Source organism: Pseudomonas sp. SC11 (genome assembly GCF_047039205.1).
Taxonomy (GTDB): Bacteria; Pseudomonadota; Gammaproteobacteria; order Pseudomonadales; family Pseudomonadaceae; genus Aquipseudomonas; species Aquipseudomonas boreofloridensis.
In genome coordinates this window covers 2,431,924-2,456,327 of the sequence record NZ_CP178183.1, presented here as the reverse complement: position 1 = coordinate 2,456,327, position 24,404 = coordinate 2,431,924, and the positions used below count along the sequence as shown (strand labels likewise).

General features: G+C 69.0%; 2 protein-coding genes. Both read right to left on the bottom strand.

Annotated features, from left to right (window positions below; genetic code table 11):
* Positions 1-39: 39 nt before the first annotated feature.
* Positions 40-11,451 carry an amino acid adenylation domain-containing protein gene (locus tag ACK2SD_RS11065; protein WP_412462130.1) on the bottom strand — a complete coding sequence of 3,804 codons (11,412 nt, stop codon included), beginning with the start codon at positions 11,449-11,451 and terminating at the stop codon, positions 40-42.
* Positions 11,448-24,350 (bottom strand): amino acid adenylation domain-containing protein, encoded by a 12,903-nt coding sequence (locus ACK2SD_RS11060; protein WP_412462129.1) that lies wholly within the window; start codon positions 24,348-24,350, stop codon positions 11,448-11,450. The genes ACK2SD_RS11065 and ACK2SD_RS11060 overlap by 4 nt, the downstream gene beginning before the upstream one ends.
* Positions 24,351-24,404: the final 54 nt, after the last annotated feature.

The following is a 24,404-nucleotide window of genomic DNA, read 5'->3' as shown; positions in this document are numbered from 1 at the left end:
GGGACTGGGCAGCGTGGGTGCTGCCCAGCCCCTACGCGATCAAGGAGTCACCCGTACCAGGCGCTGACCGTCATGCCACCAGGCCGCCAGGCTGAATACCTCGGGCGTCTTGAGGATGCTGTAGTGGTTGCCCGGGCCGTGCCATAGTGTCAATTGCGGCAGTACACGCTGCCAGCCGGCCTGCATGGCGGCCTGCTCGCGCTGGTTGCCGGCGGCATCCAGGGTCGCGTCGGCCACCAGCACCAGGCTCACCGGGCCGCTGTAGACACCCGGCGCCAGGTACGGGGTGCGCAGCGCGCTGGCGAACGTGCGGGCGATGCCCTGCAGAGCCTGCAGCGAAGACCGCGCGGGCATCAGGCCGACCCGCACCATGGCCTGGTGCAAGGTCGACAGTTGCTGCGCGTCGTCCAGTGCGGCGAAGGCATCGCGGTCGAGCTGCAAGTCGCGCCCGCTGGACAGTTGCAGCGACTCGATCAGCCGTTGCAGCGCCGCCGTGGCGGTGTAAGGCCGACCACAGACGCTGTCGCTGCCAGGCGCTTCGCTGTCGATCAGGGTCAGCGAGCGCACCTCGCGCCCCTGTGCCTGCAAACGCACCGCCACGGCATGCGCCACCCAGCCGCCGAACGAATGCCCGACCAGGTTCAGCGGCCCATGCGGATGCAGCGCCTCGATGGCCCGCACATGACAGGCTGCCGCCGCCTCGATGCTGCTGTGCGGCGGGGCGGCAGCGTCCAGCCCGCGCGATTGCAGACCGTACACCGGCCACTCGCTGCCCAGCGCTTCGGCCAGGCCGATGAAGCGGGTGACGCTGTCGCCCGCACCCGGCAGGCAGAACACCGGGGCGTATCCACCCTGCCCGCTCTGGATCGCTACCAGCGGCTGGAAATCGGCCCATGGCGCACCCTCGCCGCCACGGGCGGCCTGCAAGGCTTCGCCCAGCGCGCAGCCGAGCGCCTGCACGTGCGGCGCCTGCATCATGCTCAGGTGATCGCCCGGCACTTCGATACAGCGCAACTGGCCCGCCGGCACCGTACGGTCCCAGCCCAGGTGCGCCACGTCGCCGTGGTGGTGGCGGCTGTCGCAGGCCTGGAACAGATGGATGGCGATCCCCAAGGCTTCGGGACGGTAATGCGCCATAGCGTGGGCGTGGGCCAGTTCGCGTTCGAAGAACCACTGCAATTGCTCATCGTCGGCCGTGGCCAGCTCGGGATAGAGCAAGCCTTGCTCGCGGCAGGCCGTCAGCAACACGGCGAACGACGCCTGCCCGTCATCCAGCGCCTGTACCTGGGCCAACTGCGCGGCGCCCTCGGCGCCCTGCCCCTGCCAGTAGCCGGCGCAATGCAGCAGCAACTGCCGTTGCAGCACCCGTGCCCCCTGCCAGCGCGCCTTGCCCTGGTCCACCCAGCGCGGCTGCCAGGTGTCAATCAGGCCCAGAAACTCGACGGGCTGGTCGGCCCCGAGCAGTTGCGCGGCGATCTCATAGGCCAGCAGGCCGCCGAAGGACCAGCCAGCCAGGCGGTACGGCCCCTGCGGCTGCACCTGGCGGATGCGCTCGACCTGCGCGCGGGCCAAGGCTTCCAGCGTGTCGGGCTGGGCCTGGCCCAAGGCCAGGCCCGGCACGCCGTAGATCGGGAAGTCGCCGTCCAGGGCGCGGCCCAGCACCGGGAAGTAGAAGTCCATGCCGCTGAATTCGTGAATCAGGAACAGCGCAGGCTCGCGGCCCTCGGCACGCACGCAGACCAAGGCCTCGACGTTTGCGCCTTCGCCGCTGTCCAGGTGCTGCGCCAGGGCGGCCACGCTGGGGTGCTGGAACAGCTCGGCCAGCGACACCGTCAGCCCCTGCTCGCGCAGCAGGCCGATCAGGCGGATCGCCAACAGCGAGTGGCCGCCCAGGTCGAAGAAACTGTCATGCCGCCCCACCCGCTCGACCTCCAGCACCGGCGCCCACAGCGCGGCCAACTGCCGCTCCAGCGCCGTGGCCGGTGCCTGGTACAGGCTCTCCAGCAGGTCCTGGGGCGAAGGCTGCGGCAACGCCTTGCGGTCGATCTTGCCGTTGTTGGTGAGAGGCAGCGCATCGAGCCGCAGCCAGGCCGAGGGCAGCATGTAGGCGGGCAAACGCGCCTGCAGCCAACTGCGCGCAGTGCCGACCTCCAGGCTCGGGTCCTGGACCGTAAACCAGGCGACCAGACGCGCCGATTGGCCCGGGGCAAGCCCCTGCGCCATGACCACCACCTCGTTGATGCCGGGGCACTGGGCCAGGTGGTGTTCGATCTCGCCCAGTTCGATGCGCAAGCCACGGATCTTCACCTGATCGTCGTTGCGCCCCAGGCATTCGAGTTGGCCGTCGTCGCGCCAACGGCCCAGATCGCCGGTGCGGTACAGCCGCGCGCCAGGCCGCGCGCTGAAGGGATCGTCGAGGAAGCGTTCGGCGGTGAGCTCGGGGCGGTTCAGGTAGCCCAGCGCCACGCCGTCGCCGCCGATGTACAACTCGCCCACCGCGCCCAGTGGTACGGGGCGCAGATAGGCATCCAGCACGTACACCTGGGTGCCGCCGATGGGCGTGCCGATGGGCACCTGCTCGGCCTCTGCCGGCAGCTCGCGGATCTGTCCGGCGGTGGCGTAGGTGGTGGTCTCGGTGGGGCCGTAGCAGTGCACCAGGCGCAACGCCGGGGCCTGGGCCAAGAGGCTGCGGAAGGCCTCGGGGTCGGCGCGCTCGCCACCACACATCAGCACCCGCAGCCCAGCCAGCACCTGCGGGATCATCTGCACGTACTGGTTGAACAGCGCGGTGGTGACGAACATCACCGTCGCTCCACCCTCGTCCAGCGCACGCCCCAGGCGCACGGGGTCGAGCAGCGTGTCCGGGTCGATCACCAGCACCTGGCCGCCGTTGAGCAAGGCGCCCCAGACCTCCACGGTGCTGGCATCGAAGGCCGGGTTGGCGGCGAAGGCCATACGGTCCTGGGCGCTGAAATCGGCGTAGCCGTCGTCGAGCACCAGGCGGGCGATGCCGCGATTGGCCACGCGCACGCCCTTCGGCGCCCCGGTGGAACCGGAGGTGTACATCACATAGGCCACGCTGTCGCCGCCCTGGGCCAGACCGGGGTTGTGCTCCGGCTGGCCGGAAAGGTCCAGCCGGTCGAGGTCGATGCGCCGGGCCCGGTAGCCCAGGCGCGCGTCGCTGGCACAGATCAGCGCCACGGCCTGGCAGTCCTGCACCATGTAGCCCTGGCGCTCGGCGGGCGCCTGGATGTCCAGCGGCACATAGGCGGCGCCGCATTTGGCCACGGCCAACTGCGCTTGCAGCAGTTCCAGCGAACGCGGCAACAGCAGCGCGACGTGGTCACCCGGCGCCACGCCCTGTTCGATCAGGTAATGGGCCAGGCGATTGGCCTGGGCGTTGAGTTCGGCATAGGTCAGGCTGCGGTCCTGCTCGCGCGCCGCCACGGCCAGCGGATGGCGCGCCACCTGCTGCTCGAACAGGCGGTGCACTGCCAGGTCACGGGGGTAGCGGCGTTCGCTGGCATTGAAGCGTTCGCGCAGGCGTTGCGCTTCGTCGGCAGGCACCACCGAAAGCTGTTCCAGCCCCGCCTGGCGCTCGCCTTCCAGCGCCTGCAATAGCGCCTCGAGCCCCTGCTGCAGATAGCCGCAGAGGCGCCGCGCATCGATACCGGGCTCGGTCTGCGCCGTCAGGCTGAAGCCTTCGCCAAGGTCGTCGATGCTCAGCGCCAGCGGATAGTTGCTGCGCTCCTGCGCCTGCACCACCTCGATGCCGTCCCAGGCCGCGCGTTCGTCATCGTGTGCGCCGGCCGGGTTGCCATGCCGGTAATTGAGCAACGCACTGAACAGCGGCGCGCCGTTGGGCAGCGCACTGCAGCGCTGGGCCAGGGCCAGCGGCGCCTGCTCGTGGGCGAGCAGCCCGGTCAAACGGGCATGGGCCTGCTGCAACGCGGCCTGGGCCGATTGCCCGGCCAAGTCCAGGCGCAGCGGCAAAGTGTTGATGTACACGCCCAAGCCGCGCTCGGCCCCTTCGCCACCGCGCAGCCGTCCCAGCAGCACGGTGCCGAACACCACGCTGTCGCGCCCGCTCAATTGCCCGAGCACCTGGGCCCAGGCCAGGTGCATCAGGCTGGCGGCGCTGACGCCCTGCTGGCGCGCCAGCTCACGGACCCGGCGACTCAACGCAGCGTCCAGTCGCTGATGGTGCTCGGTCACGGCGTCCAAGTGCGGGCGGGCGTGGCCGCCATAGGCCAGGGTCGGTTCGTCGATGTCTGCCAGTTGCTCACGGAAGAACGCCTCGGCGCGTGCCGGATCGTGGCTGTGCTGCAACTGGGCGATGTAGTTGCGATAGGGCACAGCCGCCGGCAGTTGCTGAGCCTGGTCGAGCAGACAGGCTTGCAGCTCGCTGCGCAGCAGTGCCAGGGCCACATGGTCCATGACCAGGTGATGGAACAGCAGGCTCGCTTCGATCCGCCCGCTGTCCGGGTCGGTGCGGTGCAGCAGGCGCAGCAGTGGCGCCCGGCCCAGGTCGAATTGGCGGACATCGGCGATATCCCCCGCCTGCACCACCTGCAGCGGCGCGTGGCGCCAGACCACCTGCACCGGCTCGGCCAGGCCCTGCCAGTGGAATGCACTGCGCAGGCTGTCGTGCCGCGCGATCACGTGATCCAGGGCCTGGTGCAGACGTTGCAGACGACTGCGGTCGGCCAGGCGGAAGTCGGCCTGCAACACATAGGCCGCTTCTCCCTCGTGGGCCAAGTGATGGAAGAGCATGCCGGTCTGCAGCGGTCCCAGTGGGTAGATGTCCTGGACATTGGCGCAGCCACCCTCGACCTGGGCGACGATCCGCTCGATCGCCTCCTGCTCCAGGGTGACCAAAGGCAGCAGTTCCGGGGTGATACGGGTGCAGTCGGCGGCGATGCGGTTGGCCGGTACCTGCACCTGCTCCAGCGGCTGCAGCGTGGCGGCCAGCGCCGCCAGGTCCGGCGCGCTGAACAGGGCCTGGATATCCAGCGCCAGGCCGCGCGCGCGCAAGCGGGCGACCAGCGTTACCGCCAGCAGCGAATGGCCCCCCAGCGTAAAGAAATTGTCGTGCCGCCCCACACGTTCCAGCCCCAGCAACTGACCGCACAGCTCAGCGACCAGGGTTTCTTCAGCCCCTTGCGGGGCGTGATAGGCCTGTTGCTGCAAGGCTTCGACCTTGGGCTGCGGCAGCGCCTTGCGGTCGAGCTTGCCGTTGGGGCTCAACGGCAGGCGCGTCAGGTGCAGGAACTGCGCCGGCACCATGAACTCCGGGAGTTGCCCCAACAGCGCGGAGCGCAGCGCCTGGGTGTCCTGCTCGACGCCGGTGTAGTAGGCCACCAGACGCTTGCCCGAAGGCGGCACGTCCAGCGCCAGCACGGCCGCCTCCTGGACGCCCTCGACACGGGTCAGACACGCCTGGATCTCGCCCAGTTCGATGCGCAACCCACGGATCTTCACCTGGTCGTCATTGCGGCCCAGGTACTCCAGGGTGCCGTCGGCCAGATGCCGGGCCAGGTCACCGGTGCGGTACAGGCGCGCGCCGGGTCGAGTGCCGAACGGGTCATCGATGAAGCGTTCAGCGCTCAGGTCGTCGCGATTCAGGTAGCCACGGGCGACCTGCACGCCACCGATGTACAGCTCGCCGGCCACGCCTTGCGGTACCGGCTGGCCTTGCGCATCGAGCACGTACAGCGTGGTGTTGGCGATGGGCTTGCCAATGGGCGTGTTGTCCGGCGTCTGCGCCAGCGGCTCGGCGCAGTGCCAGGCGCTGACATCCACCGCCGCCTCGGTCGGGCCGTACAGGTTGTGCAGCTCGACACTCGGCAGTTGCGCCTTGAAGCGCCGCACCAGGCTGCCCGGCAGCGCCTCGCCACTGCACAGCACGCGCTTGAGCTGAGCGGGTTCGGCGTCGCCGAAGGCCAGGAACACGTCGAGCATGGAGGGCACGAAGTGCAGCGTGGTCACGCTGCGCTCGGCGATCACCTGACGCAAGTACTGCGGATCACGGTGGCCGCCAAATCGCGCCATGACCAGTTGCGCACCGGTCTGCAACGGCCAGAAGAACTCCCACACCGACACATCGAAGCTGAACGGGGTTTTCTGTAACACCACGTCTTCGGCGCCCAGGCCGTAGGCGTCCTGGGTCCACAGCAGACGGTTGACCACGCCGCGGTGTTCGTTCATCACGCCTTTGGGCAGGCCCGTGGAGCCCGAGGTGTAGATCACGTAGGCCAGGTGTTCCGGCGTCAGCCCTGCTACCTCGGGATTGTCGCAGGGCAACTCGCGCCAAATAGGCAGATCGAGGTCGAGCAGCGGCACATCGAATTCAGCCAACAGCGCGCGGGTGGCAGCATGGCCCAGCACTGCCGTGGGCGCGCTGTCGGTGAGCATGTGGCGGATGCGCTCGACCGGGTAGTCCGGATCGACCGGCACGTAGGCGCCGCCGGCTTTGAGAATCGCCAGCAAGCCGACCACCATCGACAACCCCCGCTCCACGCAGATCGCCACGCGGTCGTCCGGTCTGACGCCCAGGGCCATCAGGTGATGCGCCAATCGGTTGGCCTCGGCGTTGAGTTCGTCATAGCTCAGTGCAGCCTGTTCGGCGCGCACGGCAATGCGCGCCGGCGTGCGCACCACTTGCGCCTCGAACAGGCCATGGACCGTCTGCGCTAGGTCGTAGTCCACCGCCGTGTCGTTGAACTCGACCAGCAAGCGCCGACGCTCCACCGCATCCGGCAACACCACCTGAGACAACACCGCCCCGTCGCTAGCGGCCATGGCCCACAGCAGTTGTTGCAGATAGCCGCTGTAGCGCTCGATGGTCTGCCGGTCGAACAGCGCCGTCGCATAGCTCAGCGCACCGCTGAAACCGTGCGCCGTTTCGCCCAGGCTCAGGCTCAGGTCGAACTTGGCGAAATCGGTGCCCTGCCCCAGGTTGCGCAGGCTCAAGCCCTCCAGCCCGGTGGCGTAGTCATGCCCGCCCTGCCATTCCAGCGACACCTGGTACAGCGGGGTATGGGCCAGGCTGCGCGGCGGCTTGAGCAGGTCCACCACCTGCTCGAACGGCAGGTCCTGATGGGCCTGGGCCGCCAGCACCTGCGCCTTGACCCGCGCCAGCAAAGTGGCCACGTCCGGGGCGTCTTCCAGGTCCAGGCGGATGGCCAGGGAGTTGACGAACAGGCCGATCAGGCCTTCCACCTCGGCCTGGCGACGGCCGGCCACCGGGGTGCCGATCACCACGTCGGTCTGCCCTGACAGGCGCCCCAGCAGCACCGCCCAGGCGCCCATGAACAGCATGAACGGCGTGACCTGCTGGCGCTGACACAGCGCCTTGAGGTCCTGCGCCAGGCGTGGGTCCAGCTGGATCTCCAGGCTGGCGCCGGCGTAGTCCTGACGCGCCGGGCGCGGTCGGTCGGTGGGCAGGCTCAGCAGCGCCGGGGCACCGGACAGCGTTTCCTGCCAGAACGCCCCCTGGCACTGCAACGCCTCGCCCTGCAACCAACGGCGCTGCCACACGGCGTAATCGCCGTACTGGATCGACAGGGGTTCGAGCAGCGCCGGCCGACCCTCGCGCAGGGCCGAATACAGCGCGCTCAGCTCACGGGTGAGCACGCCCATCGACCAGCCATCGGCGACGATATGGTGCACGGTCAACAAGAGCACATGCCGGGTCGGTTCGATCTGCAACACGCGGGCGCGCAGCGGCAGATCCTGAGCCAGGTCGAACGGCTGCGCCGCTTCGTCGCGGATCCGTTGCCGCACGAACTGCTCGTCGGCGTCGGCCGCCAGGGTTTCGCGCTGCACCACCAGGCGCTGTTCGGTGACCCGCACCCACGGCTCGCCTTCGACGGCGAAGAACTGGCTGCGCAACGTCTCATGTCGCTGGACGATCAGGGCCAACGCCTGCGCCAGCGCGGCGCTGTCCAAGTCGCCACGCAACTCCAGCGCCAGGGCGATGTTGTAGGCCTGGCTGGCACCGTTCATCTGCGCCAGGAACCACAGCCGCTGCTGGGCGAACGACAACGGCAGCGGCTGCTCGCGGGACACCGCCAGCACCGCCGGCAACTCACTGCGCGCCGCCGTGGCCACCACCTCGGCCATCGCCGACAGCTCGGCCTGGGCGAACAGGCTGCCCAGCGCCAGCTCCACGCCCAGGCGTTGGCGCACCTGCGCCACCAAGCGCATGGCAAGCAGCGAGTGCCCGCCCAACTCGAAGAAGTGATCGTGCCGTCCCACCCGTTCCACCTGCAGCAAGCCTTGCCAGAGCTGGGCCAGGGTCTGTTCCAGCTCGCCCTGGGGCGCCTCGTAGCGGCGCTCGAACAGGTCGGCGCGGCTGGGTGCCGGCAGCGCACGACGGTCGAGCTTGCCATTGGCCGTCAGCGGCAGCGCCGCCAGCCGCACGAAGGCCACCGGTACCATGGCGTCGGGCAGATGGGCCTGCAACTGGGCGCGCAACTGCGCGGGGCTGGCCACTTCGACGGCGTCCTGGCCAGTGAAATACGCCACCAGGCGCGGCTGCCCCGGACGGTCTTCGCGGGCCAGCACCACGGCCTCGTTGATCCCTGGCAGCAGCGCCAGACGACCCTCGATCTCGCCCAGCTCGATGCGCACGCCACGGATCTTCACCTGATCGTCGTTGCGCCCGAGGTACTCCAGCGTGCCGTCGTCCAGCCAGCGCACCAGATCGCCGCTGCGGTACAGGCGCGCGCCCGGCTGCGGGCTGAAAGGGTCGTCCAGAAAGCGCTCGGCGGTCATCTGTGGGCGGCCCAGGTAGCCGCGGGCCACGCCGGCGCCGCCGATATAAAGCTCCCCCGCCACGCCCAGCGGCGTCGGCTGGCCGTGGGCGTCGAGCACGTAGAGCCGGGCATTGTCAACCGGCGCGCCGATGTGCAGCACGCCGCCAGGGGTCACCGCGCCGGAGCTGGCGACCACGGTGGTTTCGGTCGGGCCATAGTTGTTGACCACCGTGAAGCCGGGGTGGCGATTGAACTGACGCAGGCGATCGCCACCGATCAGCAGGGTGCGCAAGGTCGGATGGTCGAGCTGATGGGTGAAGGCATATTCGGCCACCGGAGTGGGCAGGAAGCTGACATCCAGCGGGCAGCCGCGCCACCAGGCGAGCAAGGCGTCGAGGTCTTCGCCCTGCTCGCTGGACGGCGCGATGTGCAGGGTCGCGCCGGCACACAGCGCCGGCCACACTTCCCAGGCCATGGCGTCGAAGCCGAAGCCGGCCAAACTCGAGGTGTGCCGACCGTGGCACAGGTCGAAGGCGCGGCAGTGCCAGTCGATCAGGTTGTTCAGCGTGCGGTGCTCGACCATCACGCCCTTGGGCAGGCCGGTGGAGCCGGAGGTGTAGATCACATAGGCCAGGTGAGCGACGCTCAACGTCTCGACCACCGGCGCCTGCTCGCTCGACGGCCAGTTGCCGCGATCCAGTTCGATCACCGGCAGGCTGCACGCGCCCAAGCGCGGGCGCAGCTCGCCCAAGGTCAGCACGGCGGTCGGGGCGCTGTCCTGGAGCAGATAGGCGATGCGCTCATCGGGGTGCGCCGGGTCGATCGGCACGTAGCCCGCACCGGCCTTGAACGTGGCCAGCAGCCCGATCAGGGCATCGAGGCCGCGTCGGGCGAGGATGGCGACGCGGTCCTCCGGCTGCACGCCAAGGGCCACCAGGCAACGCGCCAGACCATTGGCGCGTTGCTCCAGTTCGGCGTAGCTCAGGGTGGCGTCGCCGCAGGTGGCGGCCACGGCCTCAGGGTGCTCCTGCGCCTGCCGCTCGATGCGCTGGTGCACGGTGAGCGACGCTTGCTCAGCGCCAGGGTGCGCATTGAAATGCTCCAGCAGGTGCTCGCGCTCGGCGTCGGGCAGCATGTCCAGTTGCCCGACCGCCCGCTCTGGGGTGTGCTGCAAGGCGTGCACCAGGCTGGCCAGGGTCTTTTGCAGATAGGCGCAGACACGCTCGCCCGGCACCTGGGCGCTGTACAGCAAGGTCAGGCGCAGGTCCTGGCCCAGGTCATCGACGCTCAACGTCAGCGGGTAGTTGGTGCGTTCTTCGCTGGCCAGCACCTCGATACCGTCCCAGGCCGAACGCGCCTGCCCCTCGGCGACCGGGGCGCTGTGACGGTAGTTGAGCAAAGCGTTGAACAACGGCGTCGGCGCATCCACGCCACTGCAGCGCTGGGCCAGGGCCAGCGGCGCATGCTCGTGGCGCATCAGGGTGGTCAGGCGTTTGTGGGTGGCCTTGATGGCCGGGATCAGCTCGTCATCGCCCAGGTCCACCCGCAGCGGCAAGGTATTGATGAAGATGCCCAAGGCGCGGTCGTTGGCCTCGGCGCCCATCAGACGCCCCATCAGCACCGTGCCGAACACCACCGCCTCGCGCCCGGTCAACCCGCCCAGCACCCGCGCCCAGGCCAGGTGGAACAGGCTGGCCAGGCTCACCCCAAGGCTGCGCGCCTGACTGCGCAGGCCCGCAGACAACGCCACAGGCAGCGTCAGGCTGGCCTCCAGCGGCGCACGGCCATCGCCTTGCACGTCCTGCAACCCATAGGCCAGGGTCGGCTCGGCGATGTCGCCCAGTTGCTCGCGGAAAAACGCCTCGTGCTGCGCCTGGCTCACGCCCAGCAGGGCCTGGCCCACGTAGTTGCGAAACGGCACCGGCGCGCCCAGCGACTGACCCTGTCCGCGCAGCACCGCCTGCATCTCATGGCGCACCACCTCCAACGCGCTGTGGTCCAGGGCGATGTGATGGAACTGCAGCGTGGCGTACAGCCGGCCATCGCCGGCCAGCGGTTCACAGAGCAGGCGCACCAGCGGCGCCTGGGTCAGGTCGATGCGCTCATCGACCGACGCCACCTCGCACACCGCCAGGCGCGCCTGGCGCCACACCACCTGCAGCGGCGCCTCCAGGCCCTGCCAGTGCACCGAAGTGCGCAGGATATCGTGACGGTCGATCACCGCCTGCAAGGCCTCGACGAACGCCAGCAGGTGCCCCCGGCTGGCGAAGGCGAAGCGTGACTGCATGATGTACGGATCGCTACCTTCGGCGCTGGCGTGGTGATAGAGGATGCCCTGCTGCAACGGCGCCAACGGGTAGATATCCTGCACGTTGGCGTGGCCACCGGGAATCGATTCCACCAGGCTGTCGATGCAGGCCTGGTCAAGTTCGACCAGGTTGAGCAGCGCCGGCGTGATCCGCGTGCAGTGCGCCGGGATAGCATTGGCCGGGATCGGCGCGGCGCCACTGCGGGCGACATACTCGCCGCGCTCGATCAGTGCGACCAGTGCCGGCTTGTGTTCGCGCAGGCTCGCCACCAGCGCGGGATCGCTCAGCGCCTGGCGGTTGCCCTGCACGGCCAGTTGCCCGTCCTTGAGGGCCAGCTGGATATCCTTGGCCGACAGGGTGGCCAACAGTTCGTTGATGCTCACAGGACGATCTCCATTCTGTCTGTGATGGCGGCATAGCCCGCCAGTGTCGGTTGCTCGAACAGCGCTCGCACATCGGCCTCCAGGCCTTCCTGGCGCAGGCGCGCGGTGAGGGTCACCGCCAGCAGCGAGTGGCCGCCGAGTTCGAAGAAGTTGTCGTGCCGGCCCACCTGCTGCACGCCCAGCAACTCGGCCCAGAGCGCCGCCAGCAACTGCTCGGTGTCGCCCTCGGGCGCTTCGTAGGGGCGCTCGTCCGGCACGCTGGCCGCCGGCAGCGCCTTGCGGTCGAGCTTGCCGTTGGGGCTCAGCGGCAAGGCTGCCAGGTGCACGAACAGCGCTGGCACCATGAACGCCGGCAGTTGCCTGGCGAGGGTCTGGCGCAGGGTGTCCAGCGCCTGCACGGTACCGGTGTAATAGGCGACCAAACGCTGATCCACCGCCAGTACCACGGCTTCCTGAATGCCGGGCACACGGGTCAGACAGGCCTGAATTTCACCCAGCTCGATGCGCAGGCCACGGATCTTCACCTGATCGTCATTGCGGCCCAGGTACTCCAAGGTACCGTCGGCCAGATGCCGGGCCAGGTCACCGGTGCGGTACAGGCGCGCGCCGGGTCGAGTGCCGAACGGGTCATCGATGAAGCGCTCGGCGCTCAGGTCGTCGCGATTCAGGTAGCCACGGGCGACCTGCACGCCACCGATGTACAGCTCGCCGGCCACGCCTTGCGGTACCGGCTGGCCTTGCGCATCGAGCACGTACAGCGTGGTGTTGGCGATGGGCTTGCCAATGGGCGTGTTGTCCGGCGTCTGCGCCAGCGGCTCGGCGCAGTGCCAGGCGCTGACATCCACCGCCGCCTCGGTCGGGCCGTACAGGTTGTGCAGCTCGACACTCGGCAGTTGCGCCTTGAAGCGCCGCACCAGGCTGCCCGGCAGCGCCTCGCCACTGCACAGCACGCGCTTGAGCTGAGCGGGTTCGGCGTCGCCGAAGGCCAGGAACACGTCGAGCATGGAGGGCACGAAGTGCAGCGTGGTCACGCTGCGCTCGGCGATCACCTGACGCAAGTACTGCGGATCACGGTGGCCGCCAAATCGCGCCATGACCAGTTGCGCACCGGTCTGCAACGGCCAGAAGAACTCCCACACCGACACATCGAAGCTGAACGGGGTTTTCTGCAACACCACGTCTTCGGCGCCCAGGCCGTAGGCGTCCTGGGTCCACAGCAGGCGGTTGACCACGCCGCGGTGTTCGTTCATCACGCCTTTGGGCAGGCCCGTGGAGCCCGAGGTGTAGATCACGTAGGCCAGGTGTTCCGGCGTCAGCCCTGCTACCTCGGGATTGTCGCAGGGCAATTCGCGCCAAATAGGCAGATCGAGGTCGAGCAGCGGCACGTCGAACTCAGCCAACAGCGCGCGGGTGGCGGCATGGCCCAGCACTGCCGTGGGCGCGCTGTCGGTGAGCATGTGGCGGATGCGCTCGACCGGGTAGTCCGGATCGACCGGCACGTAGGCGCCGCCGGCTTTGAGAATCGCCAGCAAGCCGACCACCATCGACAGCCCCCGCTCGACGCAGATCGCCACGCGGTCGTCTGGCCTGACGCCCAGGGCCATCAGGTGATGCGCCAATCGGTTGGCCTCGGCGTTGAGTTCGTCATAGCTCAGTGCCGCCTGTTCGGCGCGCACGGCGATGCGCGCCGGCGTACGCACCACTTGCGCCTCGAACAGGCCATGGACCGTCTGCGTCAGGTCGTAGTCCGCCGCCGTGTCGTTGAACTCGACCAGCAAGCGCCGACGCTCGTGCGGCTCCAGCACCTGAAGCTGCGCCAGTGGCGATTCCGGTCGTTGCTCCAAGGCATCGGCCAGCTCACCCAGCACCTGCTGCAATTGCCCGCACACCCGCGCAGCACCCACCACCGGCAACACCTGCACGGTCAGGCGCAGATCGTCGCCCAGGTCGTCGACATTGAGGCTCAGCGGGTAGTTGGTACGCTCTTCGCTGGCCAAGGTCTCGATACCCTGCCACGCCGCACGCTGGCGCTCGCTTTCGGCAGCGCTGGCGCTGTGGCGGTAGTTGAGCATGGCGCTGAACAGCGGCAAGGGTGCCTGCACACCGCTGCAACGCTGGGCCAGGGCCAGCGAGGCATGCTCATGGGTCATCAGCGCACTCAACTGCGCATGGGTCGCCCGCACGCCGTCACGCACATTCAACCCGGCCAGGTCCAGGCGCAGCGGCAAGGTGTTGATGAACATGCCCAGGCCGTGGCCGCTACCAGCGCCGCCCTGCATGCGCCCCAGCAGCACGGTGCCGAACACCACGCGCTCGCGGCCAGTGGCGCACCCCAACACACGCGCCCAGGCCAGGTGCAACAGGCTGGCGGTGCTCACGCCCAACTGGCGCGCCTGGCTGCGCAAGCGCAGGCTCAAGCTCGGCTCCAGCAGCACCTGAGCCTGCTCGATCTGCCCGGCATCGGCCTGGATGTCACGCAGACCGAACGGCAAGGTGGGCTCGTCGATATCGCCCAGTTGCCCGCGGAAGAAGGCTTCGTGCTCGGCCTCACTGACGCCCAGGCGCGCCTGGGCCACGTAGTTGCGGTAGGGCACCGCCGGCTCGGTTGGCTCAGGCAGGCCCTGTAGGTAGCCGAGCAATTCGGCGCGTACCACGTCCAGCGCGGTGTGGTCGAGGATCAGGTGGTGGAACTGCAGGCGCGCCTGCACCGCGTCGGGCGTGCGGCGGTACAACAGGCGCAGCAGCGGCGGTCGATCCAGGGCCAAGGTGTCGAAGCGCGCGTCTGGCGTGGCGTCGAGGTCGATCAGCGGCAGTTCGGCATGGCGCCAGACCACCTGCAACGGCTGTGGCAATCCGTCCCAGAGCACGGCAGTGCGCAGGATGTCGTGGCGGGCGATGACCTGCGCCAAGGCACCGGCGAACGCCTGCAAGCGCGCCAGGCTGTCGAACCTCAGCTGCGAGTGCAGCAGGTAGGGATCGGCGCCCTTGGCACTCAGATGGTGGTAGAGAATGCCTTCCTGCAACGGCGCCAGGGGGTAGATGTCCTGCACATTGGCCGCCCCGCCCGGCACGTTGGCCAGCACGCGGTCGAGGGTGGCCTGGTCCAGTTCGACCAGGCTGAGCAGGTCCGGCGTGATCCGCGTGCACTCGTTGCCAATCCGATTGGCCGGCACCTGCACTTCGCGGCTCTGGCCCAGCGCTGCGCTCAGCGCCGCCACGCTCGGTTGGCTGAATAGCAGCCGGACATCGGCCTCCAGCCCCTGCTGGCGCAGGCGCTCAATCAAACTGACGGCCAGCAGCGAATGGCCGCCCAGCTCGAAGAAGTTGGCGTGCCGCCCTACCCGCTCCAGGCCCAGCAGCTCGGCCCACACCGCGGCCATGCGCTGTTCGATCTCACCCTGCGGCGCCTCGTAGGCCGCCACCGGCAGGTCGGCCGGGTCCGGTGCAGGCAACGCTTTGCGGTCGAGCTTGCCGTGTGCGGTCAACGGCAATGCCTCCAGGCGCATGAAGGCCAGCGGTAGCAGGTGCGCGGGCAAGCTGACACGCAGCGCCTGACGCAGGGCATCGGCCGAAGCATCGCCGGTGTACCACGCCAGCAACTGCTCGCCACGCACCAGCACCACGGCATCGGCCACGCCCGGCTGGGCGGCCAGCGCCGCTTCGATCTCGCCCAGCTCGACGCGCACGCCGCGAATCTTCACCTGGTCATCGTTGCGTCCGAGGTAGTCGAGGGTGCCATCGGCGTTCCAGCGCACCAGGTCACCACTGCGGTACATGCGCGCACCGACCTCGTTGCTGAACGGATCGGCGAGGAAGCGCTCGTCAGTCATCTGCGCACGGTTCAGGTAGCCCCGCGCGACGCCGGCCCCGGCAATGTACAGCTCGCCCGTGGCGCCCACGGGGACCAGTTGCCGCCGCCCATCGAGCACGTAGACGCGGGTGTTGGCGATGGCCGCGCCGATGTGCAGCGGCGCGCCGACCTGCACCTGGCCGGAGGTGGCGACCACCGTCGTTTCGGTGGGGCCGTAGTTGTTGACCACGGCAAAGCCCGGATCGCGCTCGAACTGACGCAGGCGGTCGCCGCCGATCAGCAGCGTGCGCAGACTCACCGGGTGTCGCTGACGGCGCAGCGCCTGTTCGGCCACCGGCGTGGGCAGGAAGCTGACCTGCAGCGGCTGCGCGGCCCACCAGTCGAGCAAGGCATCCACCTGTTCGTTGGCCACCTCAGCCGGCGGCAGGTGCAGCACCGCCCCGGCGCACAGCGCCGGCCAGACTTCCCAGGCCAGCGCGTCGAAGCCGAAACCGGCGACGCTCGAGGTGTGGGTGCCGGTTTCTACGGCGAAGGCCTCGCAATGCCAGTGCACCAGGTTGGCCAGGGTGCGGTGCTCGACCATCACGCCCTTGGGCTGGCCGGTGGAACCTGAGGTGTACACCACATAGGCTAGCGCCGAGGCGTCTAGACCGGCCACCTTCGGGTCGTGCTCGGCGACCCCGGAAAAGTCCTCACGGTCCAGATCCAGGCGCGCGACGGCCTGCGGCAGGTCCGAATGACTCGACTCGGCTAGCACCAGGGCCGGGGCGCTGTCTTCGAGCAGGTAGGCGATGCGTTCGGCCGGGTACTGCGGGTCCACCGGCACATAGGCGGCGCCGGCCTTGAGCACCGCCAGCAGCGCCACCAGACGCTGCGGCGTACGCGGCAGGCACAAGGCGACCCGGTCGCCGGGGACTACGCCGCGTCCGATCAGGTGATGGGCCAGGCGGTTGGCCGCGCGGTTGAGTGCCTCAACGCTCAGCGTCGTGCTGCCCTGCACCACGGCCAGGGCCTGTGGGCTCTGCGCCGCGCGGGCTTCGACCAGCGCGTGGACGGTTGCGTCCTGCGGATAGGCGCGTGGCGTCGGGTTGAAATCCACCAGCAGGTGGCGGCGTTCCTCACTGTCGAGCAGCGACAGTTCGTCCACGCGCACGTCCGGTGCCCGTTCCAGGGCTTGCAGCAGTTGCGCCACGGTGTTGGCCATCCACTGTGCGACCCGCTCGGCACCGATCTCGGCCAGGGTCAGCACGCTGAAGGTGAAGCCCTCGCCGCGATCGTCGACGCTCAGGGTCAACGGATAGTTGCTGCGCTCCTCACCGCCGAGCAGGCGCACGCCCTGCCAGATGCCCTGGCCGTCACGCGGAGTGTCGGCGGCGCTGTGGCGGTAGTTGAGCAAGGCGCTGAACAGCGGCTGCCCGGCCGGCACGCCGCTGCAGCGCTGGCCCTGGGCCAATGAGGCCTGCTCGTGGCCGAGCAGCGCCGAGAGCCGCGCATGGGTGGCGCGCACCGCCTCGGCCACGCCGAGCTGGGTGTCGATGCGCAGCGGCAAGGTGTTGATGAACACCCCCAGCGCCCGGTCGGCGCCTTCACCGCCCTGCAGGCGGCCCATGAGCACGGTGCCGAACACCACCTCGCTGCGGTTGGCCAGCACGCCGATCAGACGCGCCCAGGCCAGGTGCATCAGGCTCGCGGCACTCACGCCGAGCGACCGCGCCTGTTCACGCAGGCGCAGCGCATGGTCGGCATCCAGGGTCAGGTGAGCCTCTTCGATGCCGTGGCCTTCGCCCTGCACGTCGTGCTGGCCGAACGGCAGGGTCGGCTCGTCGATATCGCCGAGCATGTCGCGGAAGAACGCCTCGGCGGCGGCCGTGTCATTGCCCAGGCGCGCTTGCGCCACGTAGTTGCGGTACGGCACCGGCGTACTCAGGCGGCTCGCATCGCCGCACAGCAGCGCGTGCATTTCCGCGCCGACCACGTCCATGGCGGTGTGATCCAGCGCCAGGTGATGGAACAGCAGGATCGCCACCACTTCGCCGTGGACCGGGTCGTGGCTGTAGACCAGGCGCATCAGCGGCGCACGGGCCAGGTCCAGGCGCTGCTGACGGGCATCGAAGCGCGCCTGCAACTGATCGATCACCGCACCCTTGCCCTCGCACGCCACTTCGCTGACCTGCAGCGACGCCTGGCGCCAGACCACCTGCACAGGCTGGTCCAGGCCCTCCCATGCCAACGAGGTGCGCAGAATGTCATGGCGGTCGATCACCTGCTGCAAGGCCGCCGCCCAGGTCTGCAAGCGTTCGAGGCTGTCGAAGGCCAGGCGTGATTGCAGCAGGTAGGGGTCGCCCTGGGTGGCGCTCAGGTGGTGATAGAGAATGCCTTCCTGCAACGGCGCCAGCGGGTAGATCTCCTGCACGTTGGCCGCCCCCCCAGGCACGGTCGCGACGATGGCGTCGATGGCTGCCTGGTCCAGTTGCATCAGGCTGAGCATCGCCGGGGTGATCTGCTGGGCGTTGGCGGGCACGCGGTTGTCCGGCACCTGCACCTCGCGCCCACTGCCAACCGCTGCGGCCAGCGCCGCCAGGGTCGGCTGGGCGAACAGCACGCGCACGTCGGCGGCAAGGCCCGCCACGCGCATGCGCTCGATCAGGTTCACCGCCAGTAGCGAGTGTCCGCCGAGCTCGAAGAAATGATCGAAGCGACCGACCTGTTCCACCTTCAGCACCTCGGCCCAGATCGCCGCCAGTTGCCGCTCCACCTCGCCCTGGGGCGCGACGAACTGGCGGCTGACCACAGCGCTGTGGTCCGGTGCCGGCAGGGCCTGGCGGTCGAGCTTGCCATTGGCGGTCAGCGGCCACTGCGCGACCTGCACATAGGCCGAGGGCAGCATGTAGTCGGGCAGTTGCCCCTGCAGTTGCGCGTGCAGCTCGGCCAAGGCGGGTGCCTGGCCGGCCGCGCTGAACCAGGCCACCAGGCGTTTGTCGCCTGGGGTGTCCTCGCGCACCCGCACCACCGCGTCCTGCACCCCGGCGCAGGCCGCCAGGCGCGCTTCGATCTCACCCAGCTCGATGCGGAAACCGCGCAGCTTGACCTGCTGGTCGTTGCGCCCCAGGTAGCGCAAGGTGCCGTCGGCCTGCCAACTGACCAGGTCGCCGCTGCGGTACATGCGTGCCTGCGGCGCGTGGCTGAACGGGTCGTCGAAGAAGCGTTCGGCGGTCAGGGCCGGCTGGTTCAGATAGCCCAGGGCGACCCCGTCGCCGCCGATGTACAGCTCGCCGACCGCGCCCACCGGCAGCGGCTGGTGCCGGGCATCGAGCACGTAGCAGCGGGTGTTGCCGATCGGGCGACCAATCGGGATCGCGCCCTCGCCCGCGCTGCGTATCTCGTGGGTGGTGGTGAAGGTGGTGGCCTCGGTTGGGCCGTAGCCGTTGAGCAGGTGTGCCGGGGCGCCGTCACGCAGCACCTGGGCGATCACCTGGGGATCGAGCACATCGCCGCCGACCATCAGGTAGCGCAGCCCGACGAAGGCCGGCAACAACTGGGCGGCGTATTGATGGAACAGTCCGGCGGTCAGCCAGAGTACGGTGACGCCCTGGTCGCGCAGCGCTTGGCCCAAGGCCTGGTGCGACAGCACCTGATGCTGATCGATGACCACCACGCAGCCGCCGTTGAGCAGCGGTGCCCACACCTCCAGGGTGCTGGCGTCGAAAGCCGGGTTGGACGCGAAGGCCACCCGGTCGCTGGCCTGGAAGTCGGCAAAGCCGTTGTCGATCACCAAGCGCACCACGGCCCGATGGGGCACCAGCACGCCTTTGGGCAGGCCGGTGGAGCCGGAGGTGTACATGACGTAGGCCGGCGCGCCAGCGTCCACCGCGAGGTCCAGGGCATGCGCCGGGTAGGCGTCCAGCGCCAGGGCGTCGAGCTCGACTCGGGTGGCGTGGCCCAGCGCGGGCTGGTCGGCATGGGTCAACAGCACTTGGGCACGGCTGTCCTGGACCATGAAGGTCTGGCGCTCGACCGGGGCATTGGCGTCCAGCGGGACGTAGACCGCACCGCAACTGCTCACCGCCAGTTGACTGGCCAGCAGGTCGACGCTACGTGGCAGCAGCAAGGCCACCCGGTGCCCGGGGCGCACGCCCAGTTCCAGCAGGTGGCGAGCCAGGCGATTGGCGTGCTCGGCCAGCTCGGCATAGGTCCACCGGCGCTGGCCATGGATCACCGCCACGGCCTCGGGGGTCTGCGCAGCGCGGGCCTGGAACAGGGCATGCAGCGGCTGATCGCGTGGGTAGTCGCGGGCGGTGGCGTTGAAGCCTTGCAACACCTGCTCACGGGCTTGATCAGACAGGCACGAGAGGTCGTGCAGCGGGCGTTGCGGCGATTGTTCCAAGGCCTCGACCAACTGGCTCAAGGCACTGTCCAGCAGCGCACAGACCTGCCCGCCATCGACCTGCGGCACCGCCTGCACGGTGAAGGCCAGGCCCTGGCCGAGGTCATCGACGTTGACCACCAGCGGGTAGTTGCTGCGCTCACGCGAGGCCAGCAGCTCGATGCCTGACCAGCCCAGGCCATCGCCAGCGACCTTGGCGGTGCTATGACGGAAATTCAGCAGGCTGGTGAACAGCGCCTGGGTGGCCGGTACACCGCTGCAACGCTGGGCCAGCGCCAGCGAAGCCTGCTCGCGCCCCAGCAATCGAGCCAGGCGTTGGTGAGTGCGGCGCACGCCTTCGGCAGCGCCCACGGCATCGACGCTGACGCGCAACGGCAAGGTGTTGATGAACATGCCCAGCGCGCGGTCGGCGCCGGCACCGCCTTGCAGGCGACCGAGCAGCACAGTGCCGAACACCACCTCGGACTGACCGCTGAGCTGCGCCAGCACCTGCCCCCAGGCCTGATGCACCAAGCTGGCGATGCTCACCCCCAGGCTGCGCGCCTGGACGCGCAGGCGCCCGGCCACGGTCGGGTCGAGGCTGTGCTGGCTGTCGATCACCTCGACGCCGTTGCCCTGCACATCGCGCAGGCCGAACACCTCGGTGGGTTCGTCGATATCGCCGAGCAGCTCGCGGAACAGCGCTTCATCGGCGCCAGGATCGGCATCCAGACGGGCACGCGCCACGTAATTGCGGTACGGCACGCTGTCCAGCCGCAGCGGCTGGCCTTGCAAGGCAGCACTGACTTCGGCCACCAGCAGCTCGACGGCGGTATGGTCGAGCAGGATATGGTGCAGCAGCAGGGTCACTTGCAGACGCTCGCCTTCGCGGTGCGGCAGCAGGTGCATCAGCGGCGCGCGGGTCAGGTCCAGGCGGTGCAGGTCGGCCGTCTCGCTCAGGACCAGAGGCGCCTCGCGGTGCACCACCTGAACCGGCTCGGGCAGGCCTTCCCAGTGCAGGCTGGTGCGCAGGATGTCATGGCGAGCGATGACCCGGTTCAAGGCCTCGAGGAAGTCGTGCAGGTGCGCCGGTTCGTCGAAGGCGAAGCGTGCCCGCAGGACGTAGGGGTCGGCCCCGGTGCTGGCCAGATGGTGATAGAGGATGCCCTGTTGCAGCGGCGCCAGGCCGTAGATGTCCTGGACGTTGGCGGCGCCACCGGGCAGCCGGGCGATCAGTGCATCCAGCGCCGGCTGGTCGAGGTCGGCCAGGCTGAGCATGTCCGCTTCGACATGCGTGCAGCCGGCCGGAATGCGATTGACCGGGACCGCCGTCGGCCGCTCGGTACTCACCGCCGCTGCCAGTGCGGCCAACGTCGGCTGGCCGAACAGGACGCGCACGTCGGCGGCCAGTTCCTGTTGGCGCATGCGCTCGACCAGCTTGACCGCCAGCAGCGAATGTCCACCCAGTTCGAAGAAGTTGTCGTGCCGGCCGATGCGCTCGACGCCCAGCAGATCCTGCCACAGCGCGGCGATGCGCTGCTCCACCTCGCCGTGCGGCGCCTCGAAGGCACGCCGGGCGAAGGCGTCGCCGTCGGGCTCGGGCAAGGCCTTGCGGTCGAGCTTGCCGTTGGCGGTGAGGGGAAACGCCTCCAGTTGCACGAAGGCCGCCGGCACCATGTAGTCGGCCAGGTGCTGGAGCAGACCATCACGCAGGTCGGCGGCCTCGGGCGCGGCGCCCTCGGCGGCCAGCCAGTAGGCGATCAGCCGCGGCTCACCGGCGCTGTCTGGACGAGCGATCACCACCGCCTCGCGCACGCCGGGGCACGCCGCCAGGCGCGCTTCGATCTCGCCCAGCTCGATGCGGAAACCGCGAATCTTCACTTGGTCGTCGTTGCGTCCGAGGTAGTCCAGGCTGCCATCGTCGACCCAACGTGCCAGGTCACCAGTGCGGTACAAACGTCCGCCCGGGTTGAACGGATCGGCGATGAAACGCTCGGCATTCAGCGCCTCGCGGTTCAAATAGCCGCGCGCCACACCGGCGCCGCCCACGTACAGCTCGCCGACCACCCCGACCGGCACGGGTTGGCGCTGGGCGTCCAGCACATACACCTGCAGGTCGGGGATGCGCTCGCCGATCGGGCTGACGCCCACCCGTTGCGCATCGGCGGCCTGCAAAGGACGGTAGGTGACGTGCACCGTGGTTTCGGTGATGCCGTACATGTTCACCAGGCGTGTGCCGGCGTTGCCGATGCGCGCGTACCACGGCTTGAGCAGCCCAGGCTCGAGCGCTTCGCCGCCGAAGATCACCTGGCGCAGGGAATGCTGCAGCGCGCTGCGGCCCTGGGCGGCGATCAATTGACGGAAGGCACTGGGGGTCTGGTTGAGTACGCTCACGCCGCTGCGGCAGAGCAAGGCGTAACACTCGTCCGGCGAACGGCTGACACGCTGCGGCACGATCAGCAGACGCCCGCCGTAGGCCAGCGCGCCCCAGATTTCCCAGACCGAGAAGTCGAAGGCGAACGAGTGGAACAGCGCCCAGGTATCCAGACGGTTGAAGTCGAACCAGGACTCGGTGGCGCTGAACAGCCGGGCCATGTTGCCATGCTCGACCATCACCCCTTTGGGCAGGCCGGTGGAGCCGGAGGTGTAGATGACGTAGGCCAGGTGCGAGGGCAGCAGACCGGCGCGTGCCGGGTTGTGGGTGGGTTGTTGCGACAGTTGCGGGTCATTCAGGTCGATCAGCGGGGCGTCGAGGCTGCCCAGCAGCGCCAGGCAGTCGCGCTCGCCGAGCACCGCGCGCGGGGCGCTGTCCTTCAGGGTGAACGCGATGCGCTCGGCAGGATAGGCCGGGTCGATGGGCACGTAGCCAGCGCCGGCCTTGAGCACGCCCAGCAGGCCGACCAGCATGCCCAGGCCACGCTCGACGCAGATCGCCACGCGGTCGTCCAGACCGATGCCGAGTGCGATCAGGCGATGGGCGAGCTGGTTGGCGCGCTCGTTGAGCTCGGCGTAACTCAGGCTCTGCTGCTCGAAGATCAAGGCGGTGTCTTGCGGGCGCGAACGGGCATGGGCCTCGAAGCGCTGATGCAGCAGCGGCGTCTGGGCGAACGCGGGCACTGGCGGGTTGAGGCCGTGCAGCAAGTGCTCGCGCTCGTACGGCGGCAGGATGTCGAGGCTGTCGAGCCGTGCCTGCGGTGCGTGTTCCAGGGCCTGCACCACCTGCTCCAGCGCACGCCCCAGGTAGCCGGCCACACGCGCAGCACCCAGGCCGCAGCCGACCAGCGCGGTGATGCGCAGGTCTTCGCCGAGATCATCGAGGTTGAGCGTCAGCGGATAGTTGGTGCGCTCTTCGGCGCCCAGCACCTGGATGCCAGGCGCGATGTCGATGACATCGGCCGCGTCGCCCGCCTCGCTGTGCCGGTAGTTGAACACCGTGTTGAACAGCGGCGCAGGTGCCGCCACGCCGCTGCACCGCTGGGCCAGGGCCAGGGGCGCCTGTTCGTGGCCGAGTACACCGGTCAGGGCTCTGTGGGTGGCCTGCAGGGCGTCACGCACGCTGACCGCGCCCACGTCGATGCGCAGCGGCAAGGTGTTGATGAACATGCCGAGCGCCTGCTCGCCGCCCTCGCCGGCTTCCATTCGCCCGAGCAACACAGTGCCGAACACCACCGAGTCATTGCCCGACAGTGCGCCGAGCACACGACCCAGGCCCAGGTGAGCGATGGCCGCCGGGCTCACGCCCAATTGCCGGGCCTGGGTACGCAGGCGCGCGCTCAGGTCACGGTCCAGGGTCAAGCGGGCGTCCTGCACTGGGCTGTCGTCGAGTTCGGCCGCACCAAAGGCCAGGGTCGGCGTATCGATATCGGCCAGCATGGCCTTGAAGAAGGCTTCGTGGGCGGGCACGTCCAAGGCCTGGCGCGCCTGCGCCAGCAGGTTGCGAAACGGCACTGGCGGCCCTAGGCGCTCGGCCTCGCCGGCCAGGCAGGCGGCGATCTCGCGACGGACGATGTCCAGCCCAGTGTGATCCATCACCGTGTGGTGGAACAGCAGCAGCGCGACCACTTCGGCGCCCGCGCCCTGGGCGTGGACCAGGCGCAGCAAGGGCGCCTGGCGCAGGTCGAAACGGTAGTGATGGCTGTCGTGCAGCGCGCGCAGTTGCGCCAGCGGCTCGCCCTGACCGGCCAGTTGCAGCGCTTCACGGTGCAGCGGCGCACGCCGCCAGACCACCTGCAGCGGCTCGTCCAGGCGCTCCCAGAACAGTGAGGTACGCAAGATGTCGTGACGCTCGATCACCCAGTCCAGGGCCTGGGCGAAGGCCTCCAGGTGTGCCGGGTCGGCAAAGCGCAGTTGGGCCTGCAACAGGTAGGGATCGCCGGCTTCGGCGCGCAGGTGATGGTAAAGCATGCCCTCCTGCAGCGGCGCCAGAGGATAGATGTCCTGCACGTTGGCAGCACCACCCGGGATGCTGGCGACGATGCGGTCGATGGAAGGCTGGTCCAACGCCACCAACGGCAGCATGGCCGGGGTGATCTTGAACGCCGGGCTCAACCAGTCGTCGTCATGGGTGGAGAGCATCTCCAGCAGCGCCGGCTTATGCGCGGCCAGTGCATCCCACAGGGAATCGTCGAGGCTGTCGTCGTCACCGTCGACGATGAGGTCCTGATCATCGCGCTGAAGTCGGATCGCACGGGTAGAGAGCACTGCCATCAGTTCGCTGAAGCGCATGGTTAAGCATCCTGCCTTTGCCAGTCGGAAATCGGCAAAGCTAGAGGATCGGGT

Excerpts from the sequence above, each read along its gene's own strand:
- ACK2SD_RS11060 (WP_412462129.1), bottom strand. The coding sequence starts at position 24,350 with ATGCGCTTCAGCGAACTGATGGCAGTGCTCTCTACCCGTGCGATCCGA.